The 22,957-nt window shown below is 71.4% G+C and carries 23 protein-coding genes; 14 read left to right on the forward strand and 9 right to left on the reverse strand.

Annotation, left to right across the window (positions count from 1 at the left end):
- The 5 genes from AS857_RS29270 to AS857_RS29285 all read left to right on the forward strand — a co-directional run bounded on the left by AS857_RS29270 (nt 1) and on the right by AS857_RS29285 (nt 5,080).
- On the forward strand, nt 1-1,488 hold the full coding sequence (locus tag AS857_RS29270) for a SulP family inorganic anion transporter (RefSeq protein ID WP_058046186.1): 1,488 nt from the start codon (nt 1-3) through the stop codon (nt 1,486-1,488).
- A 146-nt stretch (nt 1,489-1,634) separates the two neighbouring features.
- A complete protein-coding gene (locus AS857_RS40505; protein WP_173864818.1) occupies nt 1,635-1,787 on the forward strand; it encodes a hypothetical protein in 153 nt (50 codons plus the stop codon).
- Nucleotides 1,788-1,916: 129 nt separating this feature from the next.
- A complete protein-coding gene (locus AS857_RS29275; RefSeq protein ID WP_058046187.1) occupies nt 1,917-3,158 on the forward strand; it encodes a phenylacetate--CoA ligase family protein in 1,242 nt (413 codons plus the stop codon).
- Nucleotides 3,159-3,192: 34 nt separating this feature from the next.
- Nucleotides 3,193-3,723: a glycine-rich domain-containing protein gene (locus AS857_RS29280; protein WP_058046188.1), complete on the forward strand. Its 531-nt coding sequence runs from the start codon at nt 3,193-3,195 to the stop codon at nt 3,721-3,723.
- Nucleotides 3,724-3,757: 34 nt separating this feature from the next.
- Complete coding sequence (locus tag AS857_RS29285) at nt 3,758-5,080, forward strand: MFS transporter (RefSeq protein ID WP_058046189.1); 1,323 nt, start codon at nt 3,758-3,760, stop codon at nt 5,078-5,080.
- Nucleotides 5,081-5,230: 150 nt separating this feature from the next.
- Here AS857_RS29285 and AS857_RS29290 read toward each other — a convergent pair whose 3' ends face one another.
- Complete coding sequence (locus AS857_RS29290) at nt 5,231-6,001, reverse strand: GntR family transcriptional regulator (protein WP_058046190.1); 771 nt, start codon at nt 5,999-6,001, stop codon at nt 5,231-5,233.
- A gap of 241 nt (nt 6,002-6,242) precedes the next feature.
- Here AS857_RS29290 and AS857_RS29295 point away from each other — a divergent pair, with 241 nt between their 5' ends.
- The 4 genes from AS857_RS29295 to AS857_RS29310 all read left to right on the forward strand — a co-directional run bounded on the left by AS857_RS29295 (nt 6,243) and on the right by AS857_RS29310 (nt 10,927).
- Nucleotides 6,243-7,511 (forward strand): extracellular solute-binding protein, encoded by a 1,269-nt coding sequence (locus tag AS857_RS29295; RefSeq protein WP_058046191.1) that lies wholly within the window; start codon nt 6,243-6,245, stop codon nt 7,509-7,511.
- A 92-nt stretch (nt 7,512-7,603) separates the two neighbouring features.
- Nucleotides 7,604-8,584: a carbohydrate ABC transporter permease gene (locus AS857_RS29300; protein ID WP_058046192.1), complete on the forward strand. Its 981-nt coding sequence runs from the start codon at nt 7,604-7,606 to the stop codon at nt 8,582-8,584.
- On the forward strand, nt 8,581-9,411 hold the full coding sequence (locus AS857_RS29305) for a carbohydrate ABC transporter permease (protein WP_058046193.1): 831 nt from the start codon (nt 8,581-8,583) through the stop codon (nt 9,409-9,411). Before AS857_RS29300 ends, AS857_RS29305 begins: the two co-directional genes overlap by 4 nt.
- 25 nt (nt 9,412-9,436) lie before the next feature.
- Entirely contained in the window at nt 9,437-10,927 is a 1,491-nt protein-coding gene (locus AS857_RS29310; RefSeq protein WP_107105741.1) for a glycoside hydrolase family 3 protein, read from the forward strand.
- Nucleotides 10,928-10,997: 70 nt separating this feature from the next.
- Here the strand turns inward: AS857_RS29310 and nagB are convergent, their stop codons facing one another.
- Nucleotides 10,998-11,783, reverse strand: coding sequence for a glucosamine-6-phosphate deaminase (gene nagB / locus AS857_RS29315; RefSeq protein WP_058046195.1), 786 nt, complete (start codon nt 11,781-11,783; stop codon nt 10,998-11,000).
- Nucleotides 11,784-11,988: 205 nt separating this feature from the next.
- Between nagB and AS857_RS29320 the strand changes: the two genes are divergently transcribed.
- Nucleotides 11,989-13,068: an SIS domain-containing protein gene (locus AS857_RS29320; protein ID WP_058046196.1), complete on the forward strand. Its 1,080-nt coding sequence runs from the start codon at nt 11,989-11,991 to the stop codon at nt 13,066-13,068.
- A gap of 75 nt (nt 13,069-13,143) precedes the next feature.
- Here the strand turns inward: AS857_RS29320 and AS857_RS29325 are convergent, their stop codons facing one another.
- Nucleotides 13,144-13,899, reverse strand: a complete 756-nt coding sequence (locus tag AS857_RS29325) for an SDR family oxidoreductase (RefSeq protein ID WP_058046197.1) — start codon at nt 13,897-13,899, stop codon at nt 13,144-13,146.
- 83 nt (nt 13,900-13,982) lie between these two features.
- Here AS857_RS29325 and AS857_RS29330 point away from each other — a divergent pair, with 83 nt between their 5' ends.
- Together AS857_RS29330 and AS857_RS29335 are read left to right on the forward strand one after the other, a co-directional pair.
- Nucleotides 13,983-14,633: a TetR/AcrR family transcriptional regulator gene (locus AS857_RS29330; RefSeq protein WP_079110866.1), complete on the forward strand. Its 651-nt coding sequence runs from the start codon at nt 13,983-13,985 to the stop codon at nt 14,631-14,633.
- 384 nt (nt 14,634-15,017) lie between these two features.
- The gene (locus AS857_RS29335; RefSeq protein WP_058046199.1) at nt 15,018-16,487 is read left to right on the forward strand and encodes a sensor histidine kinase; all 1,470 of its coding nucleotides are present in this window, start codon (nt 15,018-15,020) and stop codon (nt 16,485-16,487) included.
- Between the two features lie 179 nt (nt 16,488-16,666).
- Here the strand turns inward: AS857_RS29335 and AS857_RS29340 are convergent, their stop codons facing one another.
- Together AS857_RS29340 and AS857_RS29345 are read right to left on the reverse strand one after the other, a co-directional pair.
- Nucleotides 16,667-16,924, reverse strand: coding sequence for a WhiB family transcriptional regulator (locus AS857_RS29340; protein WP_004937597.1), 258 nt, complete (start codon nt 16,922-16,924; stop codon nt 16,667-16,669).
- Nucleotides 16,925-17,246: 322 nt separating this feature from the next.
- Nucleotides 17,247-18,215, reverse strand: a complete 969-nt coding sequence (locus AS857_RS29345) for a diacylglycerol/lipid kinase family protein (protein WP_058046200.1) — start codon at nt 18,213-18,215, stop codon at nt 17,247-17,249.
- Between the two features lie 92 nt (nt 18,216-18,307).
- On the opposite strand from AS857_RS29345, the gene AS857_RS29350 reads away from it, so the two are divergent.
- Nucleotides 18,308-18,787, forward strand: coding sequence for a hypothetical protein (locus tag AS857_RS29350; protein ID WP_058046201.1), 480 nt, complete (start codon nt 18,308-18,310; stop codon nt 18,785-18,787).
- A 96-nt stretch (nt 18,788-18,883) separates the two neighbouring features.
- Here the strand turns inward: AS857_RS29350 and AS857_RS29355 are convergent, their stop codons facing one another.
- The 4 genes from AS857_RS29355 to AS857_RS29370 all read right to left on the reverse strand — a co-directional run bounded on the left by AS857_RS29355 (nt 18,884) and on the right by AS857_RS29370 (nt 21,266).
- A complete protein-coding gene (locus tag AS857_RS29355) occupies nt 18,884-19,774 on the reverse strand; it encodes an RNA polymerase sigma factor SigF (protein ID WP_058046202.1) in 891 nt (296 codons plus the stop codon).
- A gap of 40 nt (nt 19,775-19,814) precedes the next feature.
- Nucleotides 19,815-20,228 carry an ATP-binding protein gene (locus AS857_RS29360; protein WP_030366270.1) on the reverse strand — a complete coding sequence of 138 codons (414 nt, stop codon included), beginning with the start codon at nt 20,226-20,228 and terminating at the stop codon, nt 19,815-19,817.
- 230 nt (nt 20,229-20,458) lie between these two features.
- The gene (locus AS857_RS29365) at nt 20,459-20,983 is read right to left on the reverse strand and encodes a GNAT family N-acetyltransferase (RefSeq protein ID WP_058046203.1); all 525 of its coding nucleotides are present in this window, start codon (nt 20,981-20,983) and stop codon (nt 20,459-20,461) included.
- Between the two features lie 22 nt (nt 20,984-21,005).
- Nucleotides 21,006-21,266, reverse strand: a complete 261-nt coding sequence (locus tag AS857_RS29370) for a UBP-type zinc finger domain-containing protein (RefSeq protein ID WP_058046204.1) — start codon at nt 21,264-21,266, stop codon at nt 21,006-21,008.
- Nucleotides 21,267-21,355: 89 nt separating this feature from the next.
- Between AS857_RS29370 and AS857_RS29375 the strand changes: the two genes are divergently transcribed.
- Entirely contained in the window at nt 21,356-22,957 is a 1,602-nt protein-coding gene (locus AS857_RS29375) for a Na+/H+ antiporter (protein ID WP_058046205.1), read from the forward strand.

Raw genomic sequence — 22,957 nt, forward strand, 5'->3', positions numbered from 1 at the left:
ATGTTCTCCGCCCTCAAGCAGCCCGCCGTCCTGCGTCAGGACGCGCTCGCTTCGCTCGTCGTCTTCCTCGTGGCCCTGCCGTTGTGCGTCGGCGTGGCCGTGGCCTCCGGGGTGCCGGCCGAACTCGGCCTGATCACCGGCATCGTCGGCGGTCTCGTCGTCGGCGCCCTGCCCGGCAGCACGTTCCAGGTCAGCGGCCCCGCGGCCGGGCTGACCGTGCTCGTCTTCGAGGCCGTCCGGGAATTCGGCCTGGGCATGCTCGGTGCCATCGTGCTGGCCACCGGCGTGCTGCAACTCGTCCTCGGGTTGCTGAAGTTCGGCCGCTGGTTCCGTGCGATCTCCGTCTCCGTCGTGCACGGCATGCTCGCCGGCATCGGACTCGTCCTGATCTTCGGGCAGCTGTACACGATGGCCGGCGTCAAACAGCCGCGCTCCGGCCTGGACAAGATCGCCGGCATCCCCGGCCTGGCCGCCGACATCGCCACGGACAGCTCCGCCCTGACCGCCTTCGCGGTCGGCGCAGGGACCATCGCCGTGCTCGTCGTGTGGAAGAAGCTGCCCGCCAAGGCGCAGCTGGTGCCGGCGCCGCTCGTGGCGGTCGCCCTGGCCACGGCCGTGACGGTGCTGGGCGGCCTGGACGTCGCCAACGTCGAGGTGCGCGGGCTCGCCGACGCCATTCAGCCGCCCGGGCTGAACGACCTGACGTCGCTGGGCGGCGTCGCGGTCCTCGGCACCGTCATCGCCTTCACCCTGATCGCGTCGGCGGAAACCCTGTTCAGCGCGGCCGCGGTCGACCGCATGCACGACGGGCCGCGCACGCACTACGACAAGGAACTGCTGGCCCAGGGCGTGGGCAACGCGGTGTGCGGCGTGCTCGGCGCCCTGCCCATGACGGCGGTGATCGTCCGTAGCTCCGCCAACGTCCAGGCGGGTGCGAAGACGTCGCTCTCCCGCATCCTGCACGGCGCATGGCTGCTGCTCTTCGCCGTGCTGCTGCCGGCGGCGATCGGCGTCATCCCGCTGGCGGCGCTGGCGGGCGTGCTGGTCCACGCCGGCTGCAAGCTGGTGCCGGTGAAGGAGCTCGGCCCGCTGTGGCGCGAGCACCGCGGCGAGGTCGCCGTCCTCGCCGTGACCGCCGTCGCCATCGTGACGACCAGCATGTTCGAGGGTGTGGTGCTCGGCATCCTGCTGGCCGTGGTGAAGACGGCGTGGGACACCTCGAAGGTCCAGCTCGACGTCCGCGAACTCACCGACGGCCGGATGGTCGCGACGGTGGTGGGGAACGCCACGTTCCTGCGGCTGCCCCGGATCCTGGAGACGCTGGAGGCCCTCCCGCAGGACCGGCCCATCGAGATCGACCTGTCCGGCGTGCGCCATCTGGATCACGCGTGCCGTACGGCCCTGGAGGGCTGGGCGGCCCGGCACAACGCCCCCGGGACCGAGCCGGTGCTGATGCGGCACCCGGAGCCGGAGAAGGCAGTGGTGTAACCGGCCAACCGCAGTCGCGCGAAGGCCAAGTGAGTGCACGTCACTTGATGAGCCGTTGACACTTGCTTGGCCAACGCTTTACGGTCTGTTGCAGCGGCACAAATGCACTGTCATCGCCGCAATTCCTCACTTTTCGGAGGTGCGTTATGGACAAGCTCATCAAGAAGATGGCGCAGGAGAACGTCTGGCGCGGCTGGGTGGCCGCCAACTCGGCGCAGGCCGCCAAGGACGGCTGCATCAGCGCCGCCCCCAAGGCGGGCTGCATCAGCGCGGCGCCCAAGACGGGTTGTATCTCCTGACCACCGGAGACTGATTGAAGCGAGCGGAGTGGACCGTGACCACCGTGTGTGCGCGGTCCACTTCGTGCGTACCGGCCCCGTCAGCGCCGTGCGGGGCCTTCCGTTCTCCGATCACTCCCGGGGTGGCACATGGATGGGCAGCCGACGGCCGGCGTCGTCGAGCAGATCAGGGACATACCGATCTACCGCGCGTCGATCGAGCGGGGACACTTCCCCGTACTCGAGAAACCCGAGATAGCCGACGGTTTCCCGGACAACTGGATGACTCCCGCCCTGGAGAAGGCACTTGAGGCGGGCGAGGCCGAGTTCGTGCTCTCCACGGGCACCAACCACGCCCGGATGCAGATCATCCGGCCCCCCTACTTCCTGCTGAACTCGTACTACCGGCTGTGGAGCGAACACCCGGACATCTCCGGCACCTGGGAGCAGGGCTGCCGCAGGGTCTCGCTGACCACGGTGCTGGCGACCGAGCACGTGGCACGGGTCAACGCCAAGAAGCGCGGGGCCGAGCCGAGCCCCGTCCCGGACCTCGACGACCGGCGGCTCGACGAGCGGACGCTCTACCTCAACCTCCGGCTCGATCCCGCGCTGTGGACGCGCGAAGACGTCGAGCGGATGCTCGGGGAGATCGAGACGGCCCGCCGGGAGCACCCCGAGGGCCGCTACCACCTGGACTGCTCCGGCTACCACCTGGCGCATCTGGTGCACAAGGCCCGGGAGTGGGGCCTGTGGGAGGCCTTCCCGCGGCCCGACAGCATCATCCACGCCTACGAATACACCCCGGCCAACGTCCGGCGGTACCTGCACGAGCACTTCGACTGCCCGGTCATCGACCTCTTCGGCAGTACCGAGCTCGGCTACCTCTACTACAGCGACCGCCACGGCCGCTACCGGCCGTACCTCGACAAGATGAGCGTCGAGCTGATCCCGGTCGCCCCCGGCAGCACGCTCTACAGCCTCATCGTCTCCAGCGTCCGCAATCCGTACATGCCGCTGATCCGCTACCGCTCCGGCGACTGCGCGCGCACCCTCGACGGCACGCCGGACCCCACCAAGATCTCCAGCTTCTGCGGCCGGGAGAAGGAACTGCTCGCCGCGCCCGACGGGCCCGTGGCCCAGGGAGACCTCGACGAGCGCATCAGCGCCGCCGCGCCCGGGATCTTCCTGCACCAGCTGCGCGTCGAGGACGGCGGCACGACGGCCCGCCTGCTGTACACGACCTTCGACGGCGGTCCGCTCGGGCAGGCGCAGAGCGCCGCCCTGAAGCTCGGCGTCCGCGAGCTGACCGGGCTGCCGTGCGCCCTGGAGCACCGGGAGCACATTCCCATCGGGAAGTCCGGCAAGTACGCCTGGCTCGCACGCGACCTCTGAACATCAGGACTACGGGAACGGGACGAACCCCATCATGGCCACTACTCCGCAGCCGAACACGCCCCCGAAGGTCTCCGCCGACGACCTCAAGGCGCTCCTCGGCGAACAGCTGCACGCCGAGGTGGTGCGGTACTTCACCGGCAGCACGGGCGGCGCGCCCGACTACGTCGAGCGCCAGGTCCTGGAGGCCCTGCGCTACCTCTACCTGGTCTCCCGCCACCGCGAGCAGCTCAGCGGCCTCTTCCTGCCGGTCGAGCAGGAGATCGACGAGATCTGGCACTACCTCATCCTGCAGACGCGCGAGTACCGGGAGCTGTGCGAGGAGCGTCTGCCGGGACGTTTCTTCATCCACCACCGCAGCATCGCCTACGAGGACTACCAGCAGGAGCCCGGCCGCGAGCAGGTCATCGAGGAGGCGCTGCGCTGGATCCCGCTGTACGTCGCGGAGTTCGGCCCGTTCGACGAGGGCGCGCTGCCCCACTGGACGATCGTGCGCTTCCTGCACCGGCAGCTGGACATGCCGCTGGAGGAGATAGCCGCGCTGGAGCCGCTGCAGGCGGCGTAACACGCCGTCCACCGACACTCAGGGAGAGGAAGCCATGGGCGCTCGGCCCGCTGCACCGGCCACGCACGGCACCCCGGGGAGCGCCACCGGCCCCGAACAGAAGCGCATCATGACCGTCCTGGTGATCTCCCAGGTCCTCAGCGGAGCGGGCCTCGCCGCCGGGATCACCGTCGGCGCGCTGCTCGCGGAGGACATGCTGGGCTCGACCGGCCTGGCCGGCGTGCCCAGCGGGCTGTTCACCGCCGGTGCGGCACTCGGAGCCATGGTCATCGGGCGCCTGAGCGAGCGCTGGGGCCGCCGGCCCGGCCTCACCCTCGGCCACGCGACCGCCGCCCTCGGCAGCCTCGGGGTCGTGGTGGCGGCCGCCGTGGACATGGTGCCGCTGCTGTTCCTCTCCCTCTTCGTCTACGGGGCGGGCACGGCCGTCAACCTGCTCGCCCGGTACGCGGGCGCGGACCTCGCGCCGCCCGCGCGCCGGGCGAGCGCGGTGAGCACCGTGCTCCTGGCCACCACGTTCGGCGCGGTCGTCGGCCCCAACCTGGTGACCGTCACCGGGGACGTCGCGCACGCCTGGGGCATCCCCCGGCTCGCCGGGCCGTTCCTGCTGGCCGTCGTCGCCTACGCGGCGGCCGCCGTCGTCATGGGCACCTCGCTGCGGCCAGACCCGCTGCTGCGGGCCCGCGAACTGGCCGCGGCGGAGGCGGCCGACCGGGCCGCAGCGGGCGGTGCGGACGCCGGGGGCACGGAGGCCGGCGGCGCGGGGGAGAGGGCCCACGTGCGCGGGGTGGCCACGGGGACGGCGGTGATGGTCCTCAGCCAGCTCGTGATGATCGGCATCATGACGATGACGCCCGTCCACATGAGCGCCCACGGGCACGGCACCCAGGCCACCGGACTGGTCATCGCCCTCCACGTGGCGGCGATGTTCCTGCCGTCCCCGCTCACCGGCAGGCTCGTCGACCGCTTCGGCGCGCCGCGGGTCGCCGCGGCCGCCGGGGTCACCCTGCTCCTGGCCGGACTGCTCGCCGCCCTCGCCCCGCCGCACCAGGGCGCGGCCCTCGCCGCGGCGCTCGTCCTGCTGGGCCTCGGCTGGAACTTCGGCCTGGTCAGCGGCACCACCATGATCACCGAAGCGGTGCCGCTCGCCACGCGCGCCTCGACCCAGGGCCTCGTCGACGTCGCCATCGCCATCGCGGGCTCCACCGGCGGGACGACCTCGGGCCTGGTCGTCGCCGGCAGCGGCTACCCGGCCCTCGCCGCCGGCGGCGGCCTGCTGGCCCTGGCGATCGTGCCGGTGGTCGCCTACTCCGCCGCCGGCCTCCGCGGCCGGGCCACGCTGCGCCGTTCCGGGGGGTAGCCCCGGACGCCCGGCCGGGACCGGCCGGGGCCTCTACTCCTCGGCCGGCCGGGCCTCCTACTCCTCCGTCGGCCTCTGCAGCCGCGCCACGCTGCGCTGTCCCGGGGGGTAACCCCCGGACCCCCAGCCGGGTCGGGCCGGCCGGGCCTCCTACTCCTCCGTCGGCCTCCGCAGCCGCGCCACGAACTTGTACCGGTCGCCGCGGTAGACCGACCTGACCCACTCCACCGGCTCCCCCTGGGCGTCCAGGGAGTGGCGGGAGAGCATCAGCATCGGCAGGCCCACGTCCGTGCCCAGCAGGCCCGCCTCGCGCGGCGTGGCCAGGGACGTCTCGATGGTCTCCTCCGCCTCGGCCAGCCGGACGTCGTAGACCTCGGCGAGCGCGGTGTACAGCGAGGTGTACTTCACGAGGCTGCGCCGCAGCGCCGGGAACCGCTTGGCCGACAGGTGGGTCGTCTCGATCGCCATCGGCTCGCCGCTGGCGAGCCGCAGCCGCTCGATGCGCAGGACGCGGCCGCCCGTCGCGATGTCCAGCAGCTTGGAGAGCCGGTCGTCGGCGGTGACGTAGCCGATGTCCAGGAGCTGGGAGGTCGGCTCCAGGCCCTGGGCGCGCATGTCCTCCGTATAGGAGGTCAGTTGCAGCGCCTGCGAGACCTTGGGCTTCGCGACGAACGTCCCCTTGCCCTGGATGCGCTCCAGCCGCCCCTCCACGACCAGTTCCTGCAGCGCCTGGCGGACGGTCGTGCGGGAGGTGTCGAACTCCGCGGCCAGGGTCCGCTCCGGCGGCACGGGAGTGCCGGGAGGCATGGTTTCGGTCATGTCCAGCAAATGGCGTTTGAGGCGGTAGTACTTGGGAACGCGCGCGGTCCGCGCGCCGCCCGACGCGCTGCCGCCCTCGGCCGTACCACCGTCGGTCGCCATCGTCCGCCTTCCCGACTCCGATCCTGCTGCTGTCACCGGCTCCTCCGTCTGTCGCGGTCACATGGTGGCACGGGCAGAGCCCGAGGGGCCCGGAGACGCCCAGGTCGACCTCGAGGTGTCGGTCCGGTAACGGAGCCGACAGCGACTCTTATACACCCTTGACACCCCAAAAGGTCTAGGCCAAGCTGCGGGCACTGGTCTAAACCATTAAAGACCACATTCGGTCCTTGAGGAGAGTGCTGTGAAGCGAGGGCTCATAGCGGCGACGGGTGTCGCGGCCATGTTGGTGAGTGTTGCTGCCTGTGGGTCCAGCGACGGTGACAAGGGATCGGGTGACGGGGGCAAGGCCAAGAGCCTGACCGTCTGGTTCATGGATGGCTCGAACCCGCCGGGCTGGACCAAGTCCGTCCAGGCCGAGTTCGAACAGAAGACCGGCGCCAAGCTGGACGTCCAGGTCCAGAAGTGGGACGGCATCCAGCAGAAGCTGACCACGGCCCTCTCCGAGTCCAGCCCGCCGGACGTGGTCGAGGTCGGCAACACCCAGACCCCCTCCTACGCGCAGACCGGTGGCCTCGCCGACCTCGGGGACCTGAAGAAGGAGATCGGCGCCGACTGGTCCGAGTCCCTCAACAAGCCCTCGGTCTTCGAGGGCAAGCAGTACGCCGCGCCGTGGTACGCCGCGAGCCGCGTCGTCATCTACAACAAGAAGGTCTGGGCCGACGCGGGCGTCACCGAGGTCCCCAAGACCCGCGCCGACTTCTTCAAGGCCCTGGAGGCCATCCAGAAGAAGGGCGAGGCGGAGCCGCTCTACCTGCCCGGCCAGAACTGGTACTTCTTCGACGGCCTGACCATCGGCACCGGTGCGGACCTGGTGAAGAAGGACGGCAAGAAGTGGGTGTCCAACCTCGCCGACCCCAAGGTCGCCAAGGCCATGGAGATCTACAAGCAGTACCAGGCCTTCAGCAAGGCCCCCAAGGACAAGGACGAGGCCACCCCGCAGCAGGCCGACGTCTTCGCCAAAGGCAGGACCGGCGCCTTCATCGGCATGGGCTGGGAGGCGGGCACCGCCATCAAGGCCAACCCGGCCATCGAGAAGGACCTCGGCTACTTCACCATCCCCGGTGAGACGGCCGGCAAGCCCGAGGGCGTCTTCCTCGGCGGCTCCAACCTCGCCGTGGCCGCGGGCAGCAAGAAGCAGGAGCTCGCCAAGGAGTTCCTGAAGATCGCACTGTCCGACAAGAACGAGGGCGCGCTGGCCAAGGAGGTCGGCTCGATCCCCAACAAGGAGTCCCTGCTGGCGCAGGTGAAGGGCAACCCGGCCGCCGAGGCCGCGGCCCCGGCCGCCAAGGGCGGCGGCACCACCCCGCTGATCCCCGAGTGGGCCGCGGTGGAGAACGCCCCGAACCCGATCAAGGCGTACATGACGGCCGTGCTCAACGGCAAGTCCCCCGAGGACGCCGCCAAGCAGGTCGAGGCGGACATCAACAAGCGCCTCAGCCAGAAGCAGTGACCCGACGGCCGGGCAGGGGGTCGTGAACCACGTCCCCCTGCCCGGCCGCGCACCAAAGCAATACCGTTCGACAGGGGAGAAGGCGGACGACGATGTCAGCGCAGATCGAAGAGGTGGCGGCCACCGGGCCCGCCTCCCGGACCGGCAAGGGCGCCGCCCCGCCGCCCCGCCGCGGACCCGGCCGGCTCGCCCGGGGCGCGCCGTATCTGCTGATCCTCCCCGCCGCCGCCGTCACGGTGCTGCTGCTCGGCTGGACGCTGCTGAAGAACGGCCTGCTGTCGTTCCAGAACCTCGGCCCGCGCCAGCTGATCCAGCACCTCACCGAGTGGACCGGAACGGACAACTACGCCGAGCAGCTCGGAAGTTCCGAGTTCTGGGGCGTCACCGGGCGCTCGGTGGTCTTCACCCTCGCCAACGTCGTCCTCATCATGGCGCTGGGCTGCTTCATCGGCCTGCTCCTCGCCCGCCTCGGCACCGCCCTGCGGCTGCTGCTCTCGGTCGGCCTCGTCCTCGCCTGGGCCATGCCCGTCGTGGCGGCGACCACCGTCTTCCAGTGGCTGTTCGACCAGCGCTTCGGCGTCGTCAACCACGTGCTGGACAAGCTCGGCTGGCACTCCATGGCCGGCTACAGCTGGACCAGCGGGCAGTTCTCCACCTTCTTCGTGATCACCGTGCTGATCGTCTGGCAGTCGGTGCCCTTCGTGGCCATCAACCTCTACGCGGCGACGACCACGATCCCCAAGGAGCTCTACGAGGCGGCCGCGCTGGACGGCGCGAACGCCCGGAAGCAGTTCACCTCGGTGACCTTCCCCTTCCTCAAGCCCTTCTTCCTGGCCACGACGTTCCTCGAAGTCATCTGGATCTTCAAGTCGTTCACCCAGGTGTTTGCGATCAATGAGGGCGGGCCGGACCGGCTCACGGAGACCCTGCCCGTCTACGCCTTCCAGGAAGGCTTCGGCAGCCAGCACTTCGGGATGGGCGCCGCCATCTCCATCCTGACCATCGTGATCCTGCTGGCCCTGACGGCGTACTACCTGCGCCTGGTGCTCAAGCAAGAGGAGGACGAGCTGTGAGGCGATCGACCCTGGGCCGGATCTGGCCGGGAGCGACCGCGGTCGTTCTCTTCCTCGCGTTCGTGTTCCCCGTCTACTGGATGTTCAGCACGGCCTTCAAGGCCAACAAGGACATCGTCAGCGAGGACCCCGTCTGGTTCCCGGCCAGCCCCACCTTCGAGCACTTCGAGCGGGCGGTGGAGGCGGACGGCTTCTGGACGCTGGTGCGCAACTCCTTCACCGTCACCCTCGTCGCCGTCGCACTGTCGCTGGTGATCGCCCTGTTCGCCTCGTTCGCCGTCGCGCGGATGCGGTTCAAGGGGCGCAAGAGCTTCATCCTGGTGATGATGATGGCCCAGATGGCCCCCTGGGAGGTCATGGCCCTCGCGTACTACATCATCGTGAGGGACGCGGAGATGCTGAACAGCCTCGTGCCGCTGATCGCCATCTACACCGTCATGGTGCTCCCCTTCACCGTCCTGACGCTGCGCGGCTACGTCGCCGCCGTGCCCAAGGAGCTGGAGGAGTCCGCCATGGTCGACGGGTGCACCCGCACCCAGGCGTTCATCAAGGTGATCTTCCCGCTGCTGGCGCCGGGCCTGATGGCCACCTCGCTCTTCGGCTTCATCACCGTCTGGAACGAGTTCCCTTACGTCCTGATCCTCAACAAGGACGCCTCGGCCCAGACCCTCCCCGTGTGGCTCACCGGATTCCGCACGGCGTTCGGCGACGACTGGGGCGCCACCATGGCCGCCTCCTCGCTCTTCGCCGTGCCCATCCTGATCCTCTTCGTCATCCTCCAGCGCAAGGCCGTCGGCGGCCTCACCTCCGGCGCAGTGAAGGGTTAGGGGCCCACTTTTCATGGACACGGACATGGACACGCTCACGCGCAACGCCCTCACCGTCCTGCAGCCCGGCTTCACCGGCACCGCCGCCCCGGCGTGGCTGCTGCGCCGGCTCGGCGAAGGGCTTGCCTCCGTCGGCCTCTTCGGCCGCAATATCACCTCTCCCGAGCAGCTCTCCAAGCTCACCGCACAGCTGCGCGCCGAGTGCGACGACGTGCTCGTCGCGATCGACGAGGAGGGCGGTGACGTCACCCGGCTGGAGGTGCGCACCGGCTCCTCCTTCCCCGGCAACCTCGCCCTCGGCGCCGTCGACGACACCGGGCTGACCCGGGCCGTGGCCCGGGAGCTGGGCCGCCGGCTCGCCGCCTGCGGCGTCAACCTCAACTGGGCGCCGTCCGCCGACGTCAACTCCGACCCGGACAACCCGGTCATCGGCGTCCGGTCCTTCGGCGCCGACCCGCAGCTCGTCGCCCGGCACACCGCCGCCTACGTCGAGGGCCTGCAGTCCGCGGGCGTCGCCGCCTGCACCAAGCACTTCCCCGGGCACGGCGACACGGCCGTCGACTCCCACCACGACATGCCGCGCATCGACGCGGACCTCGCCACGCTGCGGGCGCGCGAACTGGTGCCCTTCCACGCTGCGGTCGCCGCCGGCACCAAGGCCGTCATGAGCGCGCACATCCTGCTGCCCGCGCTCGACGCGGACCTGCCGGCGACGCTCAGCCCCGCCGCCCTGCACGGGCTGCTGCGCGCGCCCGTCGCCGACGGGGGCCTCGGCTTCGACGGCCTGATCGTCACCGACGGCATGGAGATGCGGGCCATCGCCGGCACCCACGGGATCGAGCGCGGCAGCGTGCTGGCCATCGCCGCCGGCGCCGACGCCATCTGCGTGGGCGGCGGACTGGCCGACGAGGACACCGTGCTGCGGCTGCGCGACGCGCTCGTCGCGGCCGTACGCGCCGGCGAGCTGCAGGAGGAGCGGCTCGCCGACGCCGCGGCACGGGTGCGCGCCCTGGCGCGCTGGACCTCGGGGGCGGGTGCGGCCGAGGAGGGGAACGCGCCTGCCCCCGAGGTGGGGCTGACCGCGGCGCGGCGCGCCCTGCGGGTGACCGCCTCGCCCGCGCACGAGCCCCTCGCCGGGCCCGCCTACGTGGCCGCGTTCACCCCGCTGGCGAACATCGCCGTCGGTGACGAGACCCCCTGGGGCGTCGGCGCCGAACTGGCCCGGCTGCTGCCCGGCACGGAGACCGGCACCTACGGCCACGACGCGGCCCGTGCCTCCGACGTGCTGGAGGCCGCGGGCGGACGGCGGATCGTCGCCGTCGTACGGGACGCGCACCGGCACGGGTGGATGGCGGAGGCCCTGGACGCGCTGCTCGCGGAGCGGCCGGACACGGTCGTGGTGGAGATGGGCCTGAACGAGGCTCCCGCGCGCGGCGGTCTGCACATCGCCACGCACGGCGCGGCGCGCGTGTGCGGCGCCGCCGCCGCGGAGGTCATCGCGGGGACGGAAGGCTGACGGCCGTCCCGGAAAACACCGGAGGGGAGCAGGCGCCGCCTGCTCCCCTCCGGCGTTTCCGGACGTACGGCTACAGCCCCTGCCAGGCCGGCTTCGCCGCATACGTGGCGCGGAAGTAGTCCGCCAGCTTCAGCTTGGACGCGGCCGCCTCGTCGACGACGACCGTCGCGTGGGGGTGGAGCTGCAGCGCCGAGGCCGGGACCAGGGCCGAGACCGGGCCCTCGACGGACGCCGCCACGGCGTCCGCCTTGCCCTCGCCGGTGGCCAGCAGCACCAGGTGGCGGGCCTCCAGGATGGTGCCGATGCCCTGGGTGATGACGTGGTGGGGCACCTGGTCGATGTCGCCGTCGAAGAAGCGCGCGTTGTCGACGCGGGTCTGCTCGGTCAGCGTCTTGATCCGGGTGCGGGAGGCCAGGGAGGAGCACGGCTCGTTGAAGCCGATGTGCCCGTCGGTGCCGATGCCCAGCAGCTGGAGGTCCACCCCGCCGGCCGCGGGCAGCGCGCGGTCGTACTCCTCGCAGGCGGCCTGGACGTCCTCGGCGGTGCCGTCGGGGCCCATGAAGGACGCCTCGGTCAGGCCGAGCGGCTCGACGACCTCGCGCAGCACCACCGAGCGGTAGGACTCGGGGTGGTCGGCGGGCAGGCCGACGTACTCGTCGAGCTGGCAGACGCGGGCGCGCGAGGCGTCCACCGCACCGGAGCGGACCTTGGCGGAGAGGGCCTCGTAGACGGGCAGCGGCGTCGAGCCGGTGGCCACGCCGAGCAGAGCGTCGGGCTTGCGGCGCAGGAGGGCGGCCATGGCCTCCGCGATGAGTTCGCCGCCTGCCTTGGCGTCCGGGACGATGACAACTTCCACGCTGGGGCCTGCCGATCTTAAGGAGTGGAGCGGATCGTGTGGTATAGACCAATCTAACAGAGGGATGTGCAAGGGGGAGCCTCCCCGAGCCCGCATCCGGCTGGCGGGCGCGGCCCGCCCCGTGGTCGACTGAGAGGGTCCCGGCGCCGCGCGGCGGGCCGCCGGACCGCGACCCCCGCAGCCCTCGCCCGGGAGGTAACCGGACATGAGCGTCTCGACCCCCGCCCACCACAGCGAGCAGCCGGGCGGGATCATGTCCGGCGAGATGGCGGAGCAGCCGGCCGTCCTGCGCCGCATCCTCGACGACGGCGCCCCCGCCATCGCAGAGACCGCCCGGGTCATCGCCGCCCGCCGGCCGCGCTTCGTGCTCCTCACCGCCCGGGGCACCTCCGACAACGCCGCCCTCTACGCCAAGTACCTCCTCGAAGTGCAGCTCGGGAAGCCCTGCGGCCTGACCTCCATGTCGACCATCACGACCTACGGCGCCCGGCCCGACCTGACGGACGTGCTCGCCGTGACGGTCAGCCAGTCCGGCGGCTCCCCGGATCTCGTCGCCTCCACCGAGGCCGCCCGCGCGGCCGGGGCGATCACCCTCGCGGTGACCAACAACGCCGACTCCCCGCTCGCCGCCGTCTCCGAGCACCACATCGGCATCCTGGCCGGCCCCGAGCGCGCCCTGCCCGCCACCAAGACCTACACCGCCTCCCTCCTGACCCTGTATCTCTTCGTCCAGGGCCTGCGCCCCGGCGGGGGAGACGGCACGGCCGCGGCCCGGGCGCTGCCGGGCCTCGCCCAGCGCATCCTCGACCGCGGCGCCGAGGTCAGACAGCTCGCCGCCCGCTACCGCTTCGCCGAGCGGATGGTCCTCACCTCCCGCGGCTACGGCTACCCGACCGCCAAGGAGGCGGCGCTGAAGCTGATGGAGACCAGCTACATCCCCGCTCTGTCCTACTCGGGCGCCGATCTGCTGCACGGCCCGCTCGCCATGGTCGACAACATCTCGCCCGTCATCGCCATCGTCACCGAGGGCCGCGGCGGCGCGGCCCTGCAGCCGGTGCTCGAACGGCTGCGCGGCCGGGGCGCGGACCTCATGATCGTCGGCACCGAGGCGGAGGTGGCCCGGGCGACGACCGGATTCGCCCTCCCCACGGCCGGCGTGCCCGAGGAGCTGCAGCCCGTCCTCGAGATCCTGCCGCTGCAGATGCTGGCCTACGAGATCACCATCGCCCGCGGCCAGGACCCGGACGCACCTCGCGCCCTGGCCAAGGTCACCGAGACGCACTGACCGGACACCGCCCCGGCGGCCGCGGCCCCCCGTCCCGCGGCCGCCGCCCGGCGGGTGTCACAGCAGCGCCGGGCATCAGAGCAGCGCGCCGCCCGTGGCGTCTATCCACTGCCCCGTCACCCACCGGCTGTCGTCCGAGGCGAGGAAGGCCACGATGTCGGCGACATCGCGCGGCTCGCCCACCCGGTTGAAGGGGGACATGGCGGCGACGCCCGTCCGCACCTCCGCGCCGCTGTTCAGCCAGGCGGCGTTCATGTCGGTGTCGATCACGCCCGGCGCCACGGCGTTGACGGTGATGCCGCGCTCGCCCAGCTGCTTGGCCAGCACCGAGGTGAAGGCGTCCACCGCGCCCTTCGTCATCGTGTAGGCGATCAGCTGGGGCATCGCCGCGCCGTGGGTCAGCCCCGTGGAGACGTTGACGATGCGCCCGCCGTCGCGCAGGCGGTCCAGGCCGAGGCGGGTGATGAAGAACGGCGCCTTCGTATTGACCGCGAAGACCCGGTCGAAGTCCTCCTCGGTGACCTCGCCGATCGGCACCCGCACGCCGTCGGTGCCCGCGTTGTTCACCAGGATGTCCAGGCCGTCCGCCCGCTCGTCGAAAGCGGCCCACAGGGCCTCGGCGTCCCCCGCCGCCCCCAGCTCCGCCCGGATCGCGAAGGCCTCGCCGCCCGCCGCCTCGATCGCCTTCACCGTCTGCTCGGCGGAGGCGGCATCCCGCCCGTAGTGCACGGCGACGCGGGCCCCCTCCCCGGCCAGCCGCTCCGAGATGCCCCGCCCGATGCCCCGGCTGCCGCCCGTGACCAGTGCCGTCCTGCCCGTGAGCGTGCCCATGGCCGCGCCCCCCTCTTTCTTTAGTGAGTGCTACAGAAAGAACGTAGCACAGGTTTTTTAGCGAGCGCTATAGAATGGGGGTCATGGCGACCAAACAGCGGGGCAGGCCTCGGTCCTTCGACCGCGAGACGGCCCTGGAGCAGGCGATGAAGGCCTTCTGGGAGCACGGCTACGAGGCCGTCTCCATCTCCGACCTGACCCGCGCCATGAACATCAAGGCGCCCAGCCTCTACGCGGCGTTCGGCGACAAGCGCAGCCTGTTCGAGGAGGCGATCGAGGCCTACGTGCGCAACTACGGCGTCTTCACGGCGAAGGCCCTGGCCGAGGCGCCGACCGCCCGCAGCGCGGCGGACCGCCTCCTGCACGAGGCCGCGGTGGCCCACACCCTTCCCGGCCTGCCGCGCGGCTGCATGATCATCAGTGCGGCCACGAACTGCACCGAGCAGTCCGCCGAGGTGGTCGCGGCGCTCCAGGAGCGGCGCAACAAGGGCGTCGCGTTCATCGAGAGCCGCATCGCCGCCGACGTCGCCGCGGGAGTCCTGTCGGCGGACACCGACGCGCACGCCCTCGCCGTCTATACGAGTGCCGTTCTGCAGGGCATGTCGCAGCAGGCGCGGGACGGCGCGGACCGCGCCACCCTGGAGGCGGTCGCCGACGTCGCGATGCAGGCGTGGCCGCAGGAGCGGGCGGGGGAGACGGGCCCCGGAGAGGTCACTTCGGGCCGCGGCGCCTGACCGGGACCCTCGACCCGGCCGGCACCGCAGCCCGGAGCCGGATCGGCCCGCCGGGATGCGGGGTGTGCGGGCCCCGCGGCCGGAGTGGGCCGACTGGAGGCCGTGGCGCGATCAGGGCAGAGAGCGCCGGGCCTCGCTCCGCCCTCCTGTGCGGGGAAGGCGGAAACTTTGCTCGCTCATTGTGGACTAGACCATTCTCGTCTGTCCATGGTTTCTCCCGCCCGGGTTTCCCCGGGTAGCCGCCGCGGTCCGCGCGGCCCCTCGGCCCGTCCGCACCGGGGCCCACGGCAGGCCCGCGCCGCGCCCGGGACAGGGCTCACGGCGGGCCCCGGCCGCCCCGGGATGGGCGTCCCGGCCCCGGGTAGGCTCACCACTGTGCCCTCCATGAACGACCTCGTACGTCAGCACACGGCCCTCTGCGACTCCGACCTGGAGTGGCTGCACTTGCTGGTCTCGGAGTGGCAGCTGCTCTCCGACCTGTCCTTCGCCGACCTCGTCCTGTGGGTGCCCACGCTCGACGGCACCCGCTACGTGTCGGTCGCGCAGATGCGGCCCAACACCGGCCCCACCTCCTACCAGAACGACATGGTCGGCCACCTCGTGCCGCGCGGCCGCCGTCCCATGCTGGACGCCGCCCTCGACGAGGGCCGGATCGTCCGCGAGGGCGACCCGGAGTGGCGCGAGGAGGTCCCCGTCCGCGTCGAGTCCATCCCCGTCCGCCGCGACGGCCGGGTGCTCGGCGTCATCGCCCGCAATACGAACCTGCTGACGGTGCGCACCCCGAGCCGGCTGGAGCTCACCTACCTCCAGAGCGCCTCGGACCTCGCCCAGATGATCGCCAACGGCGCGTTCCCCTTCCCCGGTCAACAAGTCGACATGGACGCCTCCCCGCGCGCCGGCGACGGTCTCATCAGGCTGGACGCCGACGGCATCGTGCAGTACGCGAGCCCCAACGCCCTCTCCGCCTATCACCGCCTCGGCCTCGCCGCCGACCTCGTGGGGCATCATCTGGGCGAGACCACCGCTCAGTTGGCGCCCTCGCGCGGTCCGGTCGACGAGTCGCTCGCAAAGCTGGCCAGCGGCTGGGCGCCGCGAGAGTTCGAGGTTGAGGGCAACGACGGCGTCATCCAGCTCCGGGCGATTCCCCTCAAACCCAAGGGAAATCACATCGGTTCGCTCGTCCTGCTGCGCGACGTCACCGAACTGCGACGCCGCGAGCGAGAGTTGATCACCAAGGACGCGACCATCCGGGAGATTCACCACCGGGTGAAGAACAATCTGCAGACCGTAGCGGCCCTGCTGCGGCTCCAGGCCCGCAGGATCGGTTCGGCCGAGGGGCGCGAGGCGCTGGAGGAGGCCGTCCGCCGGGTCGGCTCGATCGCCATCGTCCACGAGACGCTCTCGCAGAATCTGGACGAGCGGGTCGAATTCGACGAGATCGCCGACCGGGTGCTGGCGATGGTCGCCGAGATCTCGCCCGGCCGGGTCGCCGGGCGGCGCACGGGCCGCTTCGGGATCCTCGACGCCGAGGTGGCGACTCCGCTGTCGATGGTGCTGACCGAGCTGCTGCAGAACGCCATGGAGCACGGGTTCGGGCCGGGGGAGCGGGGCACGGTGGAGGTCACCGCCGTGCGCAGCGGCACCCGGCGCGACGCCCGACTGCTGATCTCGGTGCAGGACGACGGCCGCGGGCTGCCCGAGGGCTTCGACCCGCAGCGCGCCGGCAACCTGGGCCTGCAGATCGTCCGCACCCTCGTCGAGGGCGAGATGGGCGGGACGTTCGACATGGTGCCCGCTTCCGGGCAGGGAACGAGGGTCGTCCTCGACATCCCGGTACGGGCCGAGAAGGGCTGACCCGCCGAGAAGAGCCGGCCCCCTAGCCCGCACGGGCCCACCGCACCCGGAACAGCACTGAGCCCCGGACCATCAGGTCCGGGGCTCAAAGCTCACGTGATGTGGGGCGCCCCCAGGCGAAGCTCGGGGGGAGCGTCAGGGGGTACTGCGCGCTGCGGCTCGGGGGCCGAGGGGCGTCGTCAGGCGGTGGCGTTGCGCGCCCGGTTGCGAGCGGCACGGCGCTTCATGGCGCGGCGCTCGTCCTCGCTGAGGCCACCCCAGACGCCGGAGTCCTGGCCGGACTCGAGCGCCCACTGCAGGCACTGCTCCATCACGGGGCAGCGGCGGCAGACGGCCTTGGCTTCCTCGATCTGCAGCAGCGCAGGACCGGTGTTGCCGATGGGGAAGAAGAGCTCGGGGTCTTCCTCGCGGCAAACGGCGTTGTGACGCCAGTCCATGGCTGCTCCATCTCCTCGTTATTGCGGCTACGTTGCTTGTGAATGTGAACGCTTTCACGAATCCCTCCGCAGGGGAAGGGCCGACGCCCAGTCGTGAAACTGGTGCGGTCCATCAGGAAAAGGGAGGGGTTCGGGCTGTATCGGAAGGCCGGAAGAGCGGACGTCCCGATCGCCATGAAGAGATTCGCAAACCTCGGCGGCGGATACAACCCCTTCTGGAAAGTTTTTTTTGATTCCTCGGTGTCGGCTAGGTCACAGCCGTACTTCCAGGGGGTGGAACCCAGTCTAAACGTTCGAGTGGAAGGACTTTAGGCCCTAGCACTCACACAATCACACGCAGTGCACGGCGAACGCCTGTGAACGTCACGCTACTCCGCACTCCCAGGTGGTCACCGTCCATCTGGAACGGCAGTGGGACCTGCGAATGCAAGGTGAACTGCGTCTGGTCGTGCAAGGACACGGTGTGTTTGCCCCGGGGGCCCCGCTCGGGCGTGGACGTGAGCAGCTGGGTGACGTAGCGGCCGGCCGCCGCCGTCGACAGTTTGGTGAATCCCAGCACGTCAAGGGCGGTGTCGAAGGACGCCTGCGGCGACGCGTAGACCGGACGGTTGTTGAGGTACGTCCACGGCGCCGTGTTGCAGATTATCGACATGACGAGATTCTCGAGTGGCTCCTCGCCCGGCCGTTCGAGGGTGATCGTGCCCCGCCGGCGGTGGGTCTCTCCGACGAACTGACGCATCACCTGTCGCACATACAGCGCAGGCGTCGACCGCTTGCCGCGCTCGCGCTGCTGCTCCACCCGGCCGATGACCCCCGCGTCGAAGCCGAAGCCCGCACAGAAGGTGAACCAGCGGGACGGGACCCCCTCGTCCTCCGTGCCGGGCGTGCCGCCCGCGAGGCCGAGGCCGACCGTGCGCTCGGTCCCGTCGCGCAGGGCGTCCAGCAGGGCGCCGGTCGCCTCCACGACGTCGTTGGGCAGGCCCAGGGCGCGGGCGAAGACGTTGGTGGAGCCGCCGGGCACCACGGCGAGCCGGGGCAGGTTCTCGGGGTCGGGGCCGTCGTGCAGGAGACCGTTGACGACCTCGTTGACCGTGCCGTCGCCGCCGAGCGCCACCACCAGACCGGTGTTCCCGCTCTCGGCCGCCTGCCGGGCCAGATCGCGGGCATGGCCCCGGTACTCCGTGGTGGCGACCTCCAGCTTGAGATCGCTGGCGAGCGCGTGGACCAGGACATCACGGGTACGGGCACTGGTGGTGGTGGCCGAGGGGTTGACCACGAGAAGCGCACGCATGCGCGCCAGCCTACCTACCTGTCGGTACACGATCGGCCCCGGCCCGCCTTCGGCCCCCCTCGGATCGTCGGCGGTACGGCTACCCTGCTGGGGTGAGCAGCAAGCAGTCCGCGCCGAAAAACGCCCGTAAGAGCGGCCCCGCCGGTCCCCGGCAGCAGGCCGCCGAGGCCCCCGCCCCCGCCGGGCCCCGCCCGGCCCGGCTGACGGCAGCGGCCGTGCTGACCGGCCTGGAGGGCGTGGCGCTCGCCGCTGCCGGCATCTACATGCTGGCCATGGGCCTGCTCGGCAAGCCGGACAGCCCCCAGCAGGCCGAGACGGGCGGCCTGACCGTGCTCGCGCTGGCCGTGCTGCCGCTGGTGGCCGCGCGCGGGCTGTGGCTGCGCCGCCGGTGGAGCCGGGGGCCCGCCATGATCACGCAGATCATGGCGCTGCCGGTCGCCTGGACGCTGTACGTCGCGGGAGGCGCGATGGTCGCTGCCGCGGTGGCGCTCGTCGTAGTGGCCCTGGGCACGCTGGCGCTGCTCGTGAACCCGACGGCGACCGAGGCGCTCGGGATCGGCCCGCGGGAGTGAGCACCGGGGCTTCCGCCCCGGACCCCGGACCTCAGAGCCCGGTCCTCGGACGCCGGACGGGCTTGATCGCTCACCTGGCGCACCAGGGCCCGGCTTCTACTCCTCGATCAGCAACCTGTCCCGCAGCTGCGCCAGCGTCCTCGCCAGCAGCCGTGACACGTGCATCTGCGAGATCCCGACCTCCTGGGCGATCTGCGACTGGGTCATGTTGCCGAAGAAGCGCAGCAGCAGGATCTTCTTCTCCCGCGGCGGCAGGTCCTCCAGCAGCGGCTTGAGGGACTCGCGGTACTCGACGCCCTCCAGCGCCTCGTCCTCCGCGCCGAGGGTGTCCGCGACCGCCGGGGACTCGTCGTCCGTGTCGGGCACGTCCAGGGAGAGGGTGCTGTAGGCGTTGGCGGACTCCAGCCCCTCCAGCACCTCCTCCTCGGAGATCCCCAGGTGCTCGGCCAGCTCGTGGACGGTGGGCGCGCGGCCGTGCCGCTGGGAGAGCTCGGCGGTGGCCGTGGTCAGGGCCAGCCGCAGCTCCTGCAGCCGGCGCGGGACGCGGACCGCCCAGCCCTTGTCGCGGAAGTGCCGCTTGATCTCCCCGACGACCGTGGGGGTCGCGTACGTGGAGAACTCGACGCCGCGGTCCGGGTCGAACCGGTCCACCGACTTGATCAGGCCGATGGTGGCGACCTGGGTGAGGTCGTCCAGCGGCTCCCCGCGGTTGCGGAAGCGCCGGGCCAGGTGCTCCACCAGCGGCAGGTGCATCCGCACGAGGTGGTTGCGCAGCTCGGCCCGCTCGGGCGAACCGTCCGGCAGCGCCCGCAGCTCGATGAACAGGGCCCGGGCTCCACTGCGGTCCTGCGCGGTGGAGTGCCGGTGCTGGTGCTGGTCCATGTGGTCCGCCCGCTCTGGTGGGTCGCTCGCCTCGTCCGGCGCGGGATTCGCAGGATCGCCCGGCAGCTGTCGGGCAGGCTGCTGCGGGATGGCCGGGGTACGCACCCCCCGCGACGATGCAGTACTCACGGAGCCCCCTCTTCCGTCACGGCTGTCCGGGGCCGGCGCCGCGCTTCTTGTGCAGGCTGATGCTGACCGTACGGTCGTCGGCGACGGTCGAGTCGACCTCACCGGCCAGGGCGGAGAGCACCGTCCAGGCGAAGGTGTCGCGCTCGGGTGCGCGGCCGTCCGTGGTGGGCGCCGAGACGGTCACCCGCAGCGCATCGCCCACCAGGCGGAAGACGCAGCTGAGAACGGAGCCGGGCACGGCTTGTTGCAGAAGGATCGCGCACGCCTCGTCCACCGCGATGCGCAAGTCCTCGATCTCGTCGAGGGTGAAGTCCAAGCGGGCCGCGAGACCGGCTGTCGCCGTTCGCAGCACCGACAGGTAGGCACCCGCAGCGGGCAGCCGGACTTCCACGAAGTCCTGGGTCCCGGGCTCGCCTGCGATTGGGGACACCCTCACCTCCAAGGTGGCACAAGCTTCTTGAGCTGTTACGAGCGCCGGCCCCCGCCCTCGGCCGCCCTTCGGTCGAGGGTCGCGCGCGGGCCGGTGCGGCACATGGTTCGGCTGCGACGCTATCGCGATCTGCGGGTCCGTGGAGCAGCCCCGCCACTGTCACTCATGGTAAACCCATGAGCACGGACAGTGGCTAGGGGCTTGCGGTCCCAAATCGAAAGAGCTGTCGCCTAGTTGGGATTTTCGTCACTCTGCGCGAGCGCCGCAAGGGTGCGGAGGGGTTCTCCGGACAAGCGGTAGGTGGTCCATTCGTCCATGGGTTCGGCCCCGAGGGATTTGTAGAACCCGATCGAGGGCGTGTTCCAGTCCAGCACTGACCATTCGAAACGCCGGTAGCCGCGGTCCGTGCAGATCCGGGCGAGGGTCGCGAGGAGCGCCTTGCCGTACCCTCCGCCGCGCGCCTCGGGGCGCACGTAGAGATCCTCCAGCCAGACACCGTGCGTACCCGTCCAGGTGGAGAAGTTGCGGAACCAGATCGCGAAGCCGACCGGCTCCGCCGCCCCAGGGGCATCACCGCCCACAGATCCGTCACTCTCCGCTATCAGAGCGAACGCCGCGGGGTGTTCCCCGAAGAACGCCTCGTGCAGCTGTTCCTCGGTCGCCCGGGCGTCCTCCACCGACCGTTCGTACGCCGCGAGTTCGCGGATCATCGCGTGGAGGGCGGGCACGTCGGCGGGCGTCGCGGCTCGGATCATGCGTGCATGCTAGCGGGCGCCGTCAGACCAGCCGCTGGTCCACGTAGCACCAGCGCCAGCTCTGGCCCGGCTCGTAGCTGCGCATCACCGCGTGCCCCGTCTCCCGGAAGTGGTCCGTGGCGTGCCGGTACGGCGAGGAGTCGCAGCAGCCGACGTGGCCGCAGACCAGGCACAGCCGCAGTTGCACGGGGTGGCTGCCGGCCGCCTCGCACTCCGGGCACGTCGGGTGCACGGCGGCGGGCTCGGGGCGCGGCAGCCCGGGAAGATGCTGGCACTCGCTCATGATTGCCAGATTAGATCGCACCGCCGACACGCGAGCGCCCGCACCGTCGGCACGCGCCACCGCACCCACGAGGAGACAGGCCCGCACCGATGGACGTCATGCCACTGCTGATGCTGGTCGCGGGCGGAGCCGCCATCGCCGGCGCGGCGCGGCGCACCCCCGTGCCCGCGCCCCTGCTGCTCGTCGCCGCGGGCCTCGTCGCCTCCCAGATCCCCGGCGTACCGGACTACACGCTCGACCCGCACATCGTGCTGCCCCTGCTGCTGCCGCCCCTGCTGCACACGGCCGCGCTCGACAGCTCCTACCTCGACCTGCGGGCCAACATCCGCCCCGTCGCGCTTCTGTCCGTCGGCTACGTCCTCTTCGCGACGCTCGCCGTCGGCTACGCGGCCTACCTCGTCGTGCCCGGGCTGCCGCCGACGGCCGCCCTCGTCCTCGGCGCCGTGATCGCCCCGCCCGACGCCGTCGCGGCCACCGCCATCGCCCGCCGCCTAGGCCTGCCCTCGCGCATCACCACGATCCTGCAGGGCGAGTCCCTCGTGAACGACGCGACCGCCATCACCGCCTACAAGGTGGCCCTCGCCGCCGCCGTCGGCGCGGGCGCGACCTGGGGCGAGGGCATCAGGGAGTTCGCCGTCGCCTCCCTCGGCGGCATCGGCGTAGGCCTGGCCCTCATGGTGCCGCTGCACTGGCTGCGCAAACACCTGCGCGAGCCGCTGCTGCAGAACACCCTCTCCCTGCTGATCCCCTTCGCCGCCTACGCCGCCGCCGAGGAGGTCCACGCCTCCGGGGTGCTCGCCGTCGTGGTCGTCGGACTCTGGCTCGGACACCGCTCCTGGCAGGTCGACTTCGCCACCCGGCTGCAGGAGGCCGCCGTGTGGAAGATGGTCTCCTTCGTCCTGGAGTCCGCCGTCTTCGCCCTCATCGGACTGCAGCTGCCCGTGGTGCTGCGCGGCCTCGACACCTACGGAGCGGGGGCGGTCGCCTGGTACGCGGCCGCCCTCTTCCTCGCCGTCGTGGCCGCCCGCTTCGTCTGGGTCTACCCGGCGACGTTCCTGCCGCGCGCCCTGTCCGCGCGGATCCGCGAGCGGGAGACCGACACCACGTGGAAGAGCGCGCTCGTCGTCGGCTGGGCCGGCATGCGGGGCGTCGTCTCCCTCGCCATCGCCTTCTCCATCCCCGTCACCACGGACACCGGGGAGGGCTTCCCCCACCGCGACCTCGTCCTCTTCCTGACCTTCACGACCGTCATCGCCACCCTCGTCGTCCAGGGGCTCACCCTGCCCCCGCTGATCCGCGTGCTGCGGCTGCCCGGGCGCGACAGCGCCGCGGAGACCCTCGCGGAGGCCCAGGCACAGAACGAGGCCTCCCTCGCCGCCGAGCGCCGCCTGGACGAGCTGCTCGCCGACGAGCGCAACGCGCTTCCCTCACCGCTCGCCGACCGGCTCCGCGTCGTCATGGAACGGCGGCGCAATGCGGTGTGGGAGCGGCTGGGGACGGTCAGTGCGGTCACCGGGGAGTCGGCCGACGACATTTACCGGCGGCTCGCCCGGGAGATGATCAGCGCTGAGCGCGAGGTTTTTGTCGCTCTGCGGGATCAGCGGCGGATCGATGACGAGATGCTCCGTACGCTCTTGCGGCGCCTTGACCTTGAGGAAGCCGCCGCGTACCGCGAGGGGGAGGCGGGCTGA

This window comes from Streptomyces roseifaciens (assembly GCF_001445655.1).
Taxonomy (GTDB): domain Bacteria; phylum Actinomycetota; class Actinomycetes; order Streptomycetales; family Streptomycetaceae; genus Streptomyces; species Streptomyces aureoversilis.

Excerpts from the sequence above, each read along its gene's own strand:
- AS857_RS29270 (WP_058046186.1), top strand. The coding sequence starts at position 1 with ATGTTCTCCGCCCTCAAGCAGCCCGCCGTCCTGCGTCAGGACGCGCTC.
- AS857_RS40505 (WP_173864818.1), top strand. The coding sequence starts at position 1,635 with ATGGACAAGCTCATCAAGAAGATGGCGCAGGAGAACGTCTGGCGCGGC.
- AS857_RS29275 (WP_058046187.1), top strand. The coding sequence starts at position 1,917 with ATGGATGGGCAGCCGACGGCCGGCGTCGTCGAGCAGATCAGGGACATA.
- AS857_RS29280 (WP_058046188.1), top strand. The coding sequence starts at position 3,193 with ATGGCCACTACTCCGCAGCCGAACACGCCCCCGAAGGTCTCCGCCGAC.
- AS857_RS29285 (WP_058046189.1), top strand. The coding sequence starts at position 3,758 with ATGGGCGCTCGGCCCGCTGCACCGGCCACGCACGGCACCCCGGGGAGC.
- AS857_RS29290 (WP_058046190.1), bottom strand. The coding sequence starts at position 6,001 with ATGGCGACCGACGGTGGTACGGCCGAGGGCGGCAGCGCGTCGGGCGGC.
- AS857_RS29300 (WP_058046192.1), top strand. The coding sequence starts at position 7,604 with ATGTCAGCGCAGATCGAAGAGGTGGCGGCCACCGGGCCCGCCTCCCGG.
- AS857_RS29310 (WP_107105741.1), top strand. The coding sequence starts at position 9,437 with ATGGACACGCTCACGCGCAACGCCCTCACCGTCCTGCAGCCCGGCTTC.
- AS857_RS29320 (WP_058046196.1), top strand. The coding sequence starts at position 11,989 with ATGAGCGTCTCGACCCCCGCCCACCACAGCGAGCAGCCGGGCGGGATC.
- AS857_RS29325 (WP_058046197.1), bottom strand. The coding sequence starts at position 13,899 with ATGGGCACGCTCACGGGCAGGACGGCACTGGTCACGGGCGGCAGCCGG.
- AS857_RS29330 (WP_079110866.1), top strand. The coding sequence starts at position 13,983 with ATGGCGACCAAACAGCGGGGCAGGCCTCGGTCCTTCGACCGCGAGACG.
- AS857_RS29335 (WP_058046199.1), top strand. The coding sequence starts at position 15,018 with ATGAACGACCTCGTACGTCAGCACACGGCCCTCTGCGACTCCGACCTG.
- AS857_RS29340 (WP_004937597.1), bottom strand. The coding sequence starts at position 16,924 with ATGGACTGGCGTCACAACGCCGTTTGCCGCGAGGAAGACCCCGAGCTC.
- AS857_RS29345 (WP_058046200.1), bottom strand. The coding sequence starts at position 18,215 with ATGCGTGCGCTTCTCGTGGTCAACCCCTCGGCCACCACCACCAGTGCC.
- AS857_RS29365 (WP_058046203.1), bottom strand. The coding sequence starts at position 20,983 with ATGATCCGAGCCGCGACGCCCGCCGACGTGCCCGCCCTCCACGCGATG.
- AS857_RS29370 (WP_058046204.1), bottom strand. The coding sequence starts at position 21,266 with ATGAGCGAGTGCCAGCATCTTCCCGGGCTGCCGCGCCCCGAGCCCGCC.
- AS857_RS29375 (WP_058046205.1), top strand. The coding sequence starts at position 21,356 with ATGGACGTCATGCCACTGCTGATGCTGGTCGCGGGCGGAGCCGCCATC.